The sequence below is a fragment of the Achromobacter sp. FW305-C-28 genome (assembly GCF_058783235.1).
This window is the reverse complement of record NZ_JBYSYL010000011.1, coordinates 102,909-115,359: the sequence shown is the minus strand read 5'-3', so window position 1 is coordinate 115,359 and position 12,451 is coordinate 102,909. Positions and strand designations below refer to the sequence as shown.

The window sequence follows — 12,451 nt, the reverse complement described above, 5'->3', positions numbered from 1 at the left end:
AGGACCGAGGGGTCGCAATCGCGTCCCCTTTTTCTTTTTGCCGGCGGGCGCTGCAGCATTCTTCCCAATCTGCTAGAATCGCGGATTCGCATTTTTCGGAATGCGTACCAGATCAGGACAGGTGGCCGAGCGGTTGAAGGCGCACGCCTGGAAAGCGTGTATACGTCAAAAGCGTATCGGGGGTTCGAATCCCCCTCTGTCCGCCAAGAATTTCTGTAAGAAAGCTCAGGTCTGAAAGATCAGACCCGAAACCCGCAAGCCGCGATGGCCTTGCGGGTTTTTTTACGTCCGTCAGCCGCGTTTCTTGCCTGGATTCATATTTCGATCGGTTGCAACACGGTGACCCGTATTTCTGCCGGTTGCAACGGCCCCCGGCCTGAAAACGCCGCTCCTACACTCCGCCTGGATTCTTCAGTCTTGATAGGCGGCCCATCATGTTCGAGTGGTTTCAACGCAAGTTTTCGGCCTGGTCGCCGGAGCATCGGCGCGTGGTGGCGCGCTTTCCGGGGGCGGATGGGCGCGGGGAACCGGCGATTCGACCCATGGCCACCGGCATGACGGTGGCTTTCTATACGAAGGACAGTGTCTACGAGGCCGAGAAGAACCGGCTGGTGCGCTCAGCCGAACGGTTGGGGCTGCCGGTGGATGCCGAGGCGATCGATTCCACGGGGTCGTGGGTGCGCAATGCGTCCATGAAGGCCGGGGTGCTGGTCGCCATGCGCAGGAAGCACGTCGGGCCGATGCTGTACGTGGACGTGGACGCGGTATTTCATCGTGATCCATGGCCGGCGCTGGCGGGGCTGGATTGCGATATCGGCGCCTATTTCGAGCCGGATGGGCATCTGTTGAGTGGCACTCTATTCATCAACCATACCCCGGCCGCGGCCACGCTGCTGCAGGAATGGGCCGATGCCTGCGCGGCGTCGCCAGACGAATGGGACCAGTTGGTGCTGGAGCGGATCCTGGCCGACGATAAGGCATCGGGGGCGCCACGCTTCCGTTTGGGAATCTTGCCCGTGTCCTATTGCTGGATTTTCGACAAGACGGACAACGCGCTGGGCGGCGAGGTATTCATCGAACACTTGCAGGCCAGCCGCGAGGCCAGGCAGAAAAAGCGCGCGTTCGGCCGGGTGGGGCGGGCGGTTCGGCGGCGCCGGGATCGCGTGCGTGTGATCGAGAGGATTCTGTTTGGGCGAGTGTCTGCCGGGTAGTCGGCGCGCGACCCCTGCGCATCCAGGGCCTTTTCAGCCTGCCGTGCGGGTTTGATCTACGCTGCAAGCTTGTTCCCGGAGATTGCCATGTCCAAAGTCACTATCGATTTCGTGTCCGACGTTGCCTGCCCCTGGTGTGCGGTAGGCCTGGGGGGCCTGCTGACCGCGATGGAGCGGGTGAAAGGCGAGGCCGACGTCGAGCTGCGGTTCCGGCCGTTCGAGCTCAATCCCGATATGCCCAAGGGCGGGCAGAACACCATCGAGCGCCTGATGGCCAAGTATGGCTACGACCGCGAGCAGGTGCAGGCCAACCGCAAGGTCATCACCGAGCGTGCGGCGGCGGTCGGCATGCGCATGCGCATGGCCGAGGACAACCGCTCGTTCAATACCTTTGACGCCCATCGCCTGCTGCACTGGGCCGGATTGCAGGGCCAGGCCAGCCAGACGGCGCTGAAGAAGCGTCTGCTGGAAACCTATCACTACGACAACCAGGACACGGCGGATGCCGACGTGCTGGCGCGCGCGGCCGCGGATGCGGGGCTGGACGAAGCCGAGGCCCGCGAGGTGCTGGCCTCGGGCCGCTATGCCGACGAGGTGCGCAAGGAAGAGGCCGAATGGCGCGATCGCGGCATCACGTCGGTGCCGTCGGTGATCCTGAACGGCAAGTATCTGGTGTCGGGCGGACAGCCGGCGGACGTGTTCGAGCAGGCGTTGCGGCAAGTGTCGCAAGAGGGCTGACGTCGAGGCGGTCCGGCCCGGGCCCTGCGTACGCGTTACGCATCACCTGTCGGGAAATAGAACGGGGCCGCCCTGAGCGGCCCTGTTCTTTTATCCCTTCACGATCGGTCCGACGTCCAGCACGTACATCTGGCGTTCGCCTTCGTGCACCGAGTCGATGCAGACCTGCGTGCCGTCGCGGCTCCAGCGCGGATGCAGGTCGCAGCGGTTTTCCTTGGACAGCGTGGGGTCGGCGTAGTAGCTGCCCAGGTCGTGGCGCCGGCCCGTCTGCATGTCGTACAGGAACAGGATGCGTTCGTGCGTGACGGGGTCGGGATAGGTGTCGCTGAGCAGCCAGCGGGTGTCGACGGGCGAGAAGGTCATGTGGCCGTTCTCGGTCAGCACGCCATCGCCCACCACCTGCACGGCGCCGCCGGGGGCGTCTTCATACAGATGGTAGTGGATGCTGCCATCGTGCGGGCCCCAGACAATGATCGAGCGGTCGTCGCGCCAGAGCGGATGCGAGATCTGGTATTCGGACTTTTCGTAGTCGAAGGTGCCGACCGCGCCGGGGTCGAAGTCGTCGGCCAGTTGCGGCAGCGGATGGTCGGAACATTCCAGCAGGCGCATGTCGCTGCCGTCCGGGTTCATGGTGATGAGCCGGTGCAGGAAGCAGGTTTCGTCCTTGACGCGTTCGGTCCAGCGGTGCAGGAACAGGATGCGGGTGGACGACGGGTTGACCTCGATGTGGCTGACCCAATGGATGGCGCGTTGCATCGAGGCGCGCGGATGAAAGGCGGCCAGGTCCGCGTAGCTGACCAGCAGGCGGTGTTCGCCGCTGTCCAGATCCAGCGTGTGGATGCCGTCGTCGGCGGGCGCATTGGCAACGGGGCCGGGCGCATGTTCGCTGTAGCCGATGGTCTGGTGCGTGAGGTACAGGCGACGGTAGTCCACGCAAAGCGCGTAGCGGCTGCTGGGCGCGGCGACGTAGATCGGCAGCGGCAGATAGCGGGTTTCACCGGTGATGACGTTGTGCACCGCCGAGCGGAAACCGGGATAGAAACCGCTGTCGTCGTCGCGGCGGCAGTTGTAGATCAGCTGCGGCTCGGCCTTGCCGTCCAGCCATTGCAGCTGGCAGCCCATCTGCCAGTTCCAGGCGGTGGTGGCGCCGACGGCGTGGTAGCGGTCGCCCTGCTGCAGGTCGAAGTAGCCGACCTCGGCGCGCAGGTCGGGCGTCAGCAGGGCGTCCTTGACCGGCGTGCGGTTGGCCAGCAGATAGCGGCCGTCGCGGTGCCAGACGGTCTTGTTGTAGTAGCCGAAGAAGTGGTGGCCCGGCGGGGCCCCCAGGCGGCGGCAGGCAATGTCGGATTCGGTCATGCGGTTCATCAATCGTGAAGAGGAAAGGGTCAGCCTGCGCTGATGTGCTCGGTTTCGATGACCTTGTTCCAGCGGGCGCGTTCGCGTTCGACGAATTCGCGGGCCTCGGCGGGGCTGTTGCCCACGGGCGTCATGCCCAGGCGTTCCAGGCCGGCGCGGAAGGCGGGGTCGGCGTAGACGCGGCGCAGGTCGGCGCTGATCTTCTGGATCAGCGCATCCGGCACGTCCTTGCTGGCGGCCAGCGTGGTCCACGAGGTGACCGTCAGGCCGGGCAAGCCGGCCTCGGCGGCGCTGGGCACGTTGGGCAGGGCGGGCGAACGGGTGGCGCCGGTGATGGCCAGGGCGCGGAGCTTGCCGGTCTGGATGTAGCCGATGGTGGTGGGCACGTTCTCGAACAGCAGCTGGATCTGGCCGCCGAGCAGGTCGTTGGTGGCCGCCGAGCTGCCGCGGTACGGAATGTGCACGATCGGCGCCTGGGCCGCCATCTTGTACAGTTCGCCTACCATATGCACCGACGAGCCTACGCCGGCCGAGCCGAAGTGGATGGAGTCGGGCTTGGCGCGGGCCAGGGCCGTCAGTTCTCCCAGGGTGCTGGCGGGCAGGTCGGGGTTGGCGACCACCACGTGCGGCATCTCGGCGACGATGGTGATCAGTTTCAGGTCGTTGGCGGGGCGGTAGTTCAGGGTCTTGTAGACGCCATAGGTGGCATGCAGGCCGATGGAGCCGAGCAGCAGGGTGTAGCCGTCAGGTCCGGAATCGGCCACGTATTTGCCGCCGATGTGGCCGCCGGCGCCGGGGCGGTTTTCGACTACGACGGATTGGCCGTAGAGTTTGCCCAGGTGTTCGGCCAAGAGGCGCCCCTGGATATCCGAGCTGCCGCCGGCGGTGAAGGGCACGATGATCCGTAACGGACGGTCCGGATAATTGGCTTGGGCATGGGCGGCAAACGGCAGGGCGGAGCCGGCCAGGGTCAGGCAAAGGGCTTGCAGGACGCGGCGGCGCCAGGGACGGCATGCATTCATGGTGTTTCCCTACAGCGGTTGGATTTCAAGGGCGGCGCCGGTCTCGGCACCTTGGGAGCCACGAGTGTAGGAGTCGACAGGTATTTGAAAAAATTCTTTTTTCGGCATAGCCTATGCAAGTTTGCTATACCATGTGACCCCATGAGCCGACCGCTGAATTTCCGTCAGATCGAAGCCTTCCACGCGGTAATGTTGACCGGCACCACGACCGGCGCCGCGCAGATGCTGCGCACCACGCAACCCTCCATCAGCCGCCTGCTGTCGCAGGCGCAGCAGGCCAGCGGCCTGAAACTGTTCGATATGGAACGCGGCCGGCTGCGGCCCACGCGCGAGGCCAAGGACCTGTTCGATACGGTCAAGCGTCACTTCGTCGGCCTGGAACGCATCGAGGACCGCGTGGCTGCCATGCGTCGTAGCGGCAGCGGCGTGTTGCGGCTGGCGTGCACGCCGGCGCTGGGCCTGGGCATGCTGCCGGGCGCGGTCGAGGAATTCGCGCAGCGCTACCCCGACGTGCACATCAATATGCAGACCGTGGGCAGCCAGTACTTGCGCGAAGGGCTGCTGCACGGCACCTACGACGTGGTGGTGACGACGGTGCCGCTGGAAGGCGCGCACTTGTCATTGTCCAGCCTGCACGAAAGCGCGGCGGTTTGCGTGATGCGGCCGGACCATCCGCTGGCCGATCTGGCGTCCATCGGCATTGCCGACCTGAACGAGCGCCGCCTGCTGGTGTTGAACGCCGACGATGATGTCTACCTGCAATTGCGCGGAGCGATGCTGGCGCACCGGGTGCAACCGGTATCCGAAATCGAAACGACGTATTCGTCGACGATCTGCGCGCTGGCGGCGGCCGGCACGGGGCTGGGCATCGTCAATCCGTATATCGCGGATGTGTTCTCGCAGCAGTTGGCGATACGGCCGTTCACGCCCAGGCTGCCGGTACGGGTATGCATGGCGTACCCGGCGCAGACGGCGCCGTCGGTGGTGACCGAAGCGTTCGTCGATATCCTGACGCGGCGCTTCCAGACCATGGCGGAATTGGCCTGAAGATGCTCCCCAGGGAACGCCGGGCCGCATTGCAGTTACCAAGCATGGGCGAGCGCGAATAGCGCGACGCGCACACGGAGCATAAGAACAAGGAGAGGGTAGTGACGGTGGCGGGGCAGACGCTGGGGCTGGAAATGGAGATGGCGGTGGCGCACCGCGCGACCGGCGCGAGCCATGCCGTGGCCGGCTATTTCGATGCGCTGGCCGGCATCAAGGCGGCGCGCGGCGAGGCGCCTGAACTGGTGCGCATTGGCGCACGGGCAGTGGGCGTATCGGTGGCGGCCGGCGAAAGCGGATTGGACAACGGCTTCAATCTGCTCGAGACCGCGTTTGCGCCGGTAGCCGATGCCGAAGGCGGCTTGAACGAGCTGGCGCGGCGTGTGTCGCGCGAGCTGCACGACGCCAGCACGGCGCTGGCCTTTGAAGACGCGATGGTGTTGAACGCGTCCGAGCATCCACAATGCACCCTGGACCCGATCTGGTACGCGTCGGTGCATGTGCCGCGGCCAATCTACCGCGAACTGGTGGGCCACCGCGAATGGCTGCACCGCGTGGGCATCGATGCCAAGGCGCAGAACAGCCCGTGCACGTCGGTGGATGTCTCGCAGGCGGCGCGTGCGCTGAACGTGGTGCTGGCGCTGGCGCCGGCCGGCATCGCCATTTTTGCCAACAGCCCGCTGGAAGGCGGGCGCGCCACGGGCCTGAAGGAAAACCGGCTGACGGTCTGGGACCGCATGTTCCGCCATTCGCGCTATGCCGGCGACCACTACCTGCAACGCCTGCCTGAACGGCCATTCGTGGACCTGGGCGATTATTTCCGCTGGATGTTCGCGCCGGGCACGGCCAGCCGCTGCCTGCCGCTAGCGGTGGACGACGGCTATAAGTCGGCCACCGGCGTGCACCTGGCAGGCTCGCCGTCGCTGTCCGAATTCCTGGCGTCCGGTAGCTGGCCGGGGCGGCGCACGGATACCGGCGAGGCGGTGACGATCACGCCGCAGGGCGGCCATTTCGAGTATTCGCAGTTCGCGCATTTCCTGGATGCACGTTGGCGTTATCGCCTGGCCGAGCCGCCTGCGCTGGAGGCGCTGCGCGAGGCCTGGCGTCGGCCCGGCGGCATTGAAGAACTCTACGCAGGCCTGGGGGCCAGCGGCTACATCGAAGGCCGCGGCCCGGGGGCGGGTTTCGCCGACGCCCAGTTGATCGACGAGGCCGGCCAATCGGTGGCGGCGACGCTGGTGATGGCGCCGTCGGCGCTGCAGCTTGGCCTGATGCGCAACCTGGCGCAAGCCGAAGACCTGCTGCGCTCGTGGGGCTGGCTGCGGCTGCGCGCGATGCGCGCCCACGCCATGCGCGATGCCCTGGACGACGACGCCGTGCGCGCGCTGGCAAGCGAGGTGCTGGCGGTGGCCGAGGGCGGCCTGGCGCCGGACGAGCGCCACTGGCTGGCGTATGCCCGCTATGCGATCGATGCGCGCAGCACCGGCGCGGACCGCCTGTTGCGGCTGTGGCGCAGCCTGGAAGGCGATGCGCAGCGCCTGACCAAGGTCGGACGGCAGCGCGCGGCCGTGCCGCTGTGAACATGGCGGCGGCGTGATGCCGAGCCGCCGCGCCAGCGATCGCAGTGGGGGCTGTTGGGGCGCGAGGTCTGGGCGGCGCGCGCAACGAATGCCATAATGCCGGCTCGTCCACCCTCTCGCATGCCGGGCCGCCACGTTACGCAGTCGGTGTCCGGTCCTGCAGAAACGCCATCGTGTCAGATCCCCACTTCGCCCGGATACTCTCCGAACTCGGCATTGCGCTGGGCATTCCCGCCTTGGCGCCGGCGGACGGCGGTCTGTGCCAGCTGGCATTCGACGGGCGCCACCTGGTGCAGGTGATGCTGCATGGCGCGCGCGGGCAAGTGCTGCTGTCGTGCGCGGTGGCAGGCGGCAAGATGGACGGTACCCAGGCGTTGCACGCCGCGCAGAGCAATTTCCTGCAAGCAGGCGGCGGCGTGGTGGCCTGCGCGGCCCCCGATGGGCGCCTGCATCTGCAGCTGGGCGTGCCGCGCGAACAATGCGGCGCGCAGGCGCTGCTGGCCGCCATCGACGCGCTGCTGGGGCAGGTCGAGGCCTGGGAAAAACGCAGCGCGCGCGCCGAACCCGACGTCAACGCGCTGCGGCGCGATCCCGCCTTCATGATGCGGTCGGTCTAGCCGGCCGCGGCGCACCCTTGATTCAGGGGCCTTAGCTGGCCTTCTGGATCACGCCCTTGAGCGAGTCCGCGATCTGCTTGGTGATCGTGCTCTGGATCTCGATCAGCATGGTCCATTGCTGCACCTGTTGCTGCATCTTCAGCATGTCTGCTTGCGACACGCTGCCGTCGGCGTTGGTGCGCATGTTCGACAGCGTCGTCTGCAGATTGCTTTCCTGCGAACGGATGCTGTCGTAGATCGTGTTGTTCACACTGTTGAAATTCAGGCCGGACGAGCCGGTCAATCCGTTCAGTGCCATGGTGCGTCTCCTAGCGGGTCAAGGGGGCGAAGGCGGGCGGCGCCGAGGCGTCGGCCGGGGATTCAAGGGAGTTTTCAGCCAACACGTCGCGCGCGGCGGCCGCGGCTTGCGCCACGGCCTGGCATTGCTGGAACGCCACCGGCACCAGGCCGGAATCGAGCCGTGTGCGTGCGGACTGTTCCAGCGTGGCCAGCTGTTGCATCAGGCGGGCGCGCAGGTCGGCGCCGCCCGGGGCGGCCAGGCGTTGTTCCAGTTCGGTCAGGGCGGTGGAGGTGTCCATGCGGGCGAGGGCGGTTGGAGGAATCAACGGGTCACGATGGCCGAGCGGGGGCCTTCGAAGATGATGCGGGTGGTTTCCACGGAGACCAGGCGGTACTTGCGGTAGACGCCGCCCACCAGGAGCTTACTGCCGTCTTCCAGCACGACAAAGGGCTGGGGCCCGCCGACCACGCTGCGGATCACGAACGGCACGCTGTCGGCGGCCGGCGCGGCGCTGGCCGCAGCCAGCTTGGCCACGCCCAGGTAATGCTTGTTGAAGTCGTCCACCAGCTCCTGCAGCCGGGTCTGCTGATCGTCGTCCAGTGCGCCGGGCGCGATTTCGAGGTGATCGGGCTTCCAGGCCAGCATCACGCCCGACAGGCCGGCGTCCACCAGCTGGCTGGACAGCGTGTCGCTCAATTGCTGTGTCAGCGCGATGTCGTTGCCCAGCACCGTCATGCCGGGCAGTTGCGCCCGCAGCGCATCCAGCGCCGAAGCGCGCTCGCGGGCGCTGCTCGCGATGCCGGCGATGTTCAGGCGGCCATCGCCTTCGTAACGCGGCTCGTAGCGCACATTGAACGCGCGCAGCGCGCCACGGGCGGTGCGCACGACCTCGTCTTCGTTGCTGACGCGCATGGCCGGCATCGGCCAGATCTGCGACAGCGCCGAGGCTACGGCGTCCTGTTCGGCAGCGTTGCGCACCCAGCCCGACACGGTCACCGTGCCGTCGCGCGACAGGGACACGTGCAGCCGCGAGGCCAGGCCCATGCGGTCGAACACGGCGGATATCTGGCCCACCGATTTTTCCGCGGCGGCCAGGCGCGGGTCGACTTGCGGGGCGCGCGTGGCGGTGGACGTGGGCATCAGCGCCAGGCCGATGGCCACCAGGATGGTCAGCACCACAGCGGCCAGGCCCAGCACCATCGGCCAGGAATCGCGTTTGCGACGCCGGCCCTGGGCGGGCGGCAAGGGCAGGCGCTGTTCGAGCTGGCGGTCTTCATCGCTGGAAGCGAGGGCGCCCACGGCCGGTGCGCGTGAGTCGGCGGCGGGCGCCGGCGCGGGCGCTACGCTTGCCGCGGCAGACTCGGCCGTCTGGGCCACGGCATCGTTGGCCGCATCGGGCACATGGGCCCAGGGATCTTCGCGTCGCGCGACCGTGATCCACACCGGTCCCAGCGGCACCGGGCGATTGAACGGCGTGCCGGGCGGGGCATCGGCGTGCGCGCCGGCCTGGCCGTCGTCCACGGCCAGGTCCCAGCCGCCCGCGCCGATGCGCACGCGCGCGGCGCGCGGACCCATGCCGTCGTCGGCCAGCACGATGTCGCATGCCGGGTCGGCGCCCAGCACCGAGCCATCTTCGACCAGGCAGCGGGCGTCGCGGTGCAGTCCGGACAGGACCCGCAGTTCCAGCGCTTCGCTCATGTCGGGGCTCCGGTTGCGCGCGAGGTCACAGGTCCACCCTGGCCAGCGGCTGCACGTTGATTTCCTGCGTCAGTTCCTGGTAGGACAGCACCGGCAGCTCATACAGGTCCTGCTCGATCATCTTGCGCAGGTAGCGGCGGATGTCCATCGACGTCAGCAGTACGGGTTTCTGCGCCGCGGCCGTCAGGTCGCCGGTGGCGCGCTTGATGTTGTCGACCAGCTTCCTGGAAGCGCCCGGGTCCAGGGCCAGGTAACTGCCGGCCGAGGTCTGGCGGATGGCGCCTCGCACGGTCTCTTCCACGTTCGGCGCCAGCAGGTAGGCGGGCAGGATGTTCTGGCCGCTGGAATATTTGTAGCTGATGTGGCGCTTGAGCGAGACCCGCACGTATTCGGTCAGCAGCACCGAATCCTTTTCCTTCTGGCCCCATTCGATCAGCGCTTCCAGCACGGCGCGCAGGTTGCGCACCGAGATGTCTTCGGACACCAGCCGCTGCAGGATCTCGGCGATCTTCTGCACCGGCATCACCCGCAGCGCTTCCTTGACCAGGTCGGGGAAGCGGTCTTCCATCGCGGTCAGCAGGAAGCGGGTTTCCTGGATGCCGATGAAGTCCGATGAATATTTCTTCAGCACGAAGGCCAGGTGCCAGGTCAGCACCTGGTGCGGGTCCAGAAACGGAATGCCGGCCGCGGACAAGGTGGGCGCCAGCGCGGCATCCACCCACAGGGTGGGAATGTTGGGCAGGAAGCGCTTGTCGGTGTCGTACGGCACTTGCAGCGCCTGCAAATTCTGTTCGGTATCGCGCACCAGTACCGCGCCGGGCCGCAGCTTGCCTTGCGACACCGGCACTTCGGACAGCAGGATGTTGTAGGTGTCCGGCGCCAGCGCGTCGTTGAAGCGCAACTGGATGCCCGGGAACGGCACGCCCAGGTCGAAGTACAGCGCGCGGCGTATTTTGAGCAGTTCGTCGTTCAGCTCGTCGGCATTGAAGCTGCGTTGCAGCGCGGCGGCCACGTCGATCATCAACGGCAGCGTGGGCGCGAATTCGGCGCTGCCGTCGGCGCGCGGCTTGGCCTGGGGCTTCTGGCCGTCGGCGGCCAGCGCCGGGATCTCGGTGATTTCGCCGGTCTTCTCGTCCACCACCTTGCGGGTGCCGCGCAGCAGCACGAAGCCGATGGTTCCCACCACGGCGGCCAACGCCAGGAAGGTCAGGGTGGGCATGCCGGGAATCAGGCCCATGCCGACTGCGATGGCCGCGGCGATCAGCAGCGCGCGCGGCTGGGCCAACACTTGTGCCCCGATGTCCTTGCCGACGTTGGACGGACCGTCGCCGGTCTGCACACGGGTCACGATGATGCCGGCGCAGATGGCGATGAATAGCGCCGGGATCTGTGCGATCAGGCCGTCGCCGATGGTCAGGATGGAATACACCTGCACCGCCTCGCCCGCGGTCAGGCCGCGCTGCATGGTGCCGATCAGAATGCCGCCCAGCAGGTTGACCGCCACGATGATCAGCCCGGCGATGGCGTCGCCCTTGACGAACTTCATTGCGCCGTCCATGGCGCCGTACAGCTGGCTTTCCTTTTCCACCACCGAGCGGCGCTTGCGGGCCTCGTCCATGTCGATGGTGCCGGCGCGCAGGTCGGCGTCGATGGACATCTGCTTGCCCGGCATGGCGTCCAGCGAGAAGCGCGCGGCGACTTCGGCCACACGCTCGGCGCCCTTGGTGATGACGACGAACTGCACGATGGTGAGAATCAGGAACACCACCAGGCCCACGATCAGGTTACCGCCCACCACGAAGTTGCCGAAGGTCTCGATGATGTGGCCGGCGTCGCCCTGCAACAGGATCAGGCGAGTGGTGGCGATGGAGATGCCCAGGCGAAACAGCGTGGTGACCAGCAGCACCGACGGGAACGACGAGAACGCCAGCGGCGACGGCAGGTACATGGCCACCATCAGCAGGATCGCCGACAGCGTCATGTTGGCGCCGATCAGCACGTCGACCAGGGTGGTGGGCAACGGCAGGATCATCATGAAGATGATCGAGACGATCAAGATCGCCAGGACGATATCGTTGCGGCTGGTGGCGACGGCGACGGCGCGGTTCAGGGCTTGCATGGGGCGGCTCAAAGCGTTTCCGTCTCGGTGGTCGCGGACGCCGGGGCGGGGCGCAGGGCAACATAGGCGCGCATGGCCGCGGCGGCTTCGTCGCGGCGCGCCAGGGCCAGCAGGGCCTGGGCGCGAATCAGGTGGAACGGCGCATCGACGCCGCCTTGCATGGCCAGCAGGTCCAGCGTCGACAGCGCGGCGTCGGCCTTGCCGGCGCGCAGCTGGGCCAGCGCCAGCGTGGCGAGCTGGCGCGCATCGGCCAGCCCCAGCGTCTGCAGGGCGCGCAGCACTACGGCGGTCTTCTCGGGCCGGTTGTTTTCCAGGTAGACGTACGCCAGCAGGCTGAGCAGCTCGCGGGCGTCGGGCGGCAGGGGCATGGCGGCGCTCATCCCTGGTACAACGCGCTGCGGTACATGGCGACCAGGTCGCGCAGGCCGGCTTCGTCTTTCAGCAGCCGCACGGCGCGGTTCAGCGCGCGGGCGTCTTCCGGGTTGCTGCCCTGGGCCTGTTCGGCTGCCGTGGCCAGCCCGTCCAGCGCCGACTGCAAGGCCTGGCCGAACTTGCCGGGCAGCAGCAGGTCGCGGTTGGCCAGCGGCGGGCGCAATTGGCTGTCCAGGTAGCGATCGGTGCCGGGGGTGTCCAGCAACTGGGCCAGCTGGGCCTTGACGCCGTCAGTGGGCGGGGCCAGTTCGTGGCGGTCCGGCAGATGCTGGCCGGCGGCTTCGCGGCCGGCGTAGGAAATGCCGTCCAGGCCCCGGTCGAAGGCATAGCCGTTGATGCGCATATCGGACATGG

13 protein-coding genes and 1 tRNA gene are annotated in these 12,451 nt (G+C 67.2%); 6 read left to right on the top strand and 8 right to left on the bottom strand.

The genetic code is table 11. The annotated features are described in order from the left end of the window. Positions 1–115 precede the first annotated feature (115 nt). The 3 genes from AC3WMR_RS24245 to AC3WMR_RS24235 all read left to right on the top strand — a co-directional run bounded on the left by AC3WMR_RS24245 (position 116) and on the right by AC3WMR_RS24235 (position 1,949). Positions 116–206: transfer RNA gene (locus tag AC3WMR_RS24245), tRNA-Ser, on the top strand. 228 nt (positions 207–434) lie between these two features. Further along, a complete protein-coding gene (locus AC3WMR_RS24240) occupies positions 435–1,211 on the top strand; it encodes a putative nucleotide-diphospho-sugar transferase (protein WP_492265766.1) in 777 nt (258 codons plus the stop codon). 87 nt (positions 1,212–1,298) lie between these two features. Further along, entirely contained in the window at positions 1,299–1,949 is a 651-nt protein-coding gene (locus tag AC3WMR_RS24235) for a DsbA family oxidoreductase (protein ID WP_492265767.1), read from the top strand. A 90-nt stretch (positions 1,950–2,039) separates the two neighbouring features. Here AC3WMR_RS24235 and AC3WMR_RS24230 read toward each other — a convergent pair whose 3' ends face one another. Together AC3WMR_RS24230 and AC3WMR_RS24225 are read right to left on the bottom strand one after the other, a co-directional pair. Further along, on the bottom strand, positions 2,040–3,314 hold the full coding sequence (locus AC3WMR_RS24230) for a hypothetical protein (protein WP_492265768.1): 1,275 nt from the start codon (positions 3,312–3,314) through the stop codon (positions 2,040–2,042). Between the two features lie 20 nt (positions 3,315–3,334). Continuing rightward, on the bottom strand, positions 3,335–4,327 hold the full coding sequence (locus AC3WMR_RS24225) for a Bug family tripartite tricarboxylate transporter substrate binding protein (RefSeq protein WP_492265769.1): 993 nt from the start codon (positions 4,325–4,327) through the stop codon (positions 3,335–3,337). A gap of 141 nt (positions 4,328–4,468) precedes the next feature. Here AC3WMR_RS24225 and AC3WMR_RS24220 point away from each other — a divergent pair, with 141 nt between their 5' ends. The 3 genes from AC3WMR_RS24220 to AC3WMR_RS24210 all read left to right on the top strand — a co-directional run bounded on the left by AC3WMR_RS24220 (position 4,469) and on the right by AC3WMR_RS24210 (position 7,568). Continuing rightward, a complete protein-coding gene (locus AC3WMR_RS24220) occupies positions 4,469–5,374 on the top strand; it encodes a LysR substrate-binding domain-containing protein (RefSeq protein WP_492265770.1) in 906 nt (301 codons plus the stop codon). A 101-nt stretch (positions 5,375–5,475) separates the two neighbouring features. Continuing rightward, positions 5,476–6,951 carry a glutamate-cysteine ligase family protein gene (locus AC3WMR_RS24215; RefSeq protein ID WP_492265771.1) on the top strand — a complete coding sequence of 492 codons (1,476 nt, stop codon included), beginning with the start codon at positions 5,476–5,478 and terminating at the stop codon, positions 6,949–6,951. 173 nt (positions 6,952–7,124) lie between these two features. Next, positions 7,125–7,568 (top strand): type III secretion system chaperone, encoded by a 444-nt coding sequence (locus AC3WMR_RS24210; RefSeq protein WP_492265772.1) that lies wholly within the window; start codon positions 7,125–7,127, stop codon positions 7,566–7,568. Positions 7,569–7,599: 31 nt separating this feature from the next. Here AC3WMR_RS24210 and AC3WMR_RS24205 read toward each other — a convergent pair whose 3' ends face one another. From AC3WMR_RS24205 to sctX, 6 genes are read right to left on the bottom strand one after another with little or no spacing between them, the layout of a single operon-like run. Then, positions 7,600–7,866, bottom strand: a complete 267-nt coding sequence (locus AC3WMR_RS24205) for an EscF/YscF/HrpA family type III secretion system needle major subunit (protein ID WP_025137564.1) — start codon at positions 7,864–7,866, stop codon at positions 7,600–7,602. A gap of 10 nt (positions 7,867–7,876) precedes the next feature. Next, positions 7,877–8,146 (bottom strand): hypothetical protein, encoded by a 270-nt coding sequence (locus AC3WMR_RS24200; protein WP_492265773.1) that lies wholly within the window; start codon positions 8,144–8,146, stop codon positions 7,877–7,879. A gap of 23 nt (positions 8,147–8,169) precedes the next feature. Then, positions 8,170–9,546: a type III secretion system inner membrane ring subunit SctD gene (gene sctD / locus AC3WMR_RS24195; RefSeq protein WP_492265774.1), complete on the bottom strand. Its 1,377-nt coding sequence runs from the start codon at positions 9,544–9,546 to the stop codon at positions 8,170–8,172. A gap of 25 nt (positions 9,547–9,571) precedes the next feature. Continuing rightward, the gene (sctV, locus tag AC3WMR_RS24190) at positions 9,572–11,665 is read right to left on the bottom strand and encodes a type III secretion system export apparatus subunit SctV (RefSeq protein ID WP_492265775.1); all 2,094 of its coding nucleotides are present in this window, start codon (positions 11,663–11,665) and stop codon (positions 9,572–9,574) included. An 8-nt stretch (positions 11,666–11,673) separates the two neighbouring features. Then, entirely contained in the window at positions 11,674–12,033 is a 360-nt protein-coding gene (gene sctY / locus AC3WMR_RS24185; RefSeq protein ID WP_492265776.1) for a type III secretion apparatus assembly chaperone SctY, read from the bottom strand. Between the two features lie 8 nt (positions 12,034–12,041). Continuing rightward, positions 12,042–12,449, bottom strand: a complete 408-nt coding sequence (sctX, locus tag AC3WMR_RS24180) for a type III secretion apparatus assembly protein SctX (protein ID WP_025137559.1) — start codon at positions 12,447–12,449, stop codon at positions 12,042–12,044. Between the last annotated feature and the right edge of the window lie 2 nt (positions 12,450–12,451).

Coding starts and splice junctions, on each gene's coding strand:
- AC3WMR_RS24240 (WP_492265766.1), top strand. CDS start 435: ATGTTCGAGTGGTTTCAACGCAAGTTTTCGGCCTGGTCGCCGGAGCAT.
- AC3WMR_RS24235 (WP_492265767.1), top strand. CDS start 1,299: ATGTCCAAAGTCACTATCGATTTCGTGTCCGACGTTGCCTGCCCCTGG.
- AC3WMR_RS24230 (WP_492265768.1), bottom strand. CDS start 3,314: ATGAACCGCATGACCGAATCCGACATTGCCTGCCGCCGCCTGGGGGCC.
- AC3WMR_RS24225 (WP_492265769.1), bottom strand. CDS start 4,327: ATGAATGCATGCCGTCCCTGGCGCCGCCGCGTCCTGCAAGCCCTTTGC.
- AC3WMR_RS24220 (WP_492265770.1), top strand. CDS start 4,469: ATGAGCCGACCGCTGAATTTCCGTCAGATCGAAGCCTTCCACGCGGTA.
- AC3WMR_RS24205 (WP_025137564.1), bottom strand. CDS start 7,866: ATGGCACTGAACGGATTGACCGGCTCGTCCGGCCTGAATTTCAACAGT.
- AC3WMR_RS24200 (WP_492265773.1), bottom strand. CDS start 8,146: ATGGACACCTCCACCGCCCTGACCGAACTGGAACAACGCCTGGCCGCC.
- sctD (WP_492265774.1), bottom strand. CDS start 9,546: ATGAGCGAAGCGCTGGAACTGCGGGTCCTGTCCGGACTGCACCGCGAC.
- sctV (WP_492265775.1), bottom strand. CDS start 11,665: ATGCAAGCCCTGAACCGCGCCGTCGCCGTCGCCACCAGCCGCAACGAT.
- sctY (WP_492265776.1), bottom strand. CDS start 12,033: ATGCCCCTGCCGCCCGACGCCCGCGAGCTGCTCAGCCTGCTGGCGTAC.
- sctX (WP_025137559.1), bottom strand. CDS start 12,449: ATGTCCGATATGCGCATCAACGGCTATGCCTTCGACCGGGGCCTGGAC.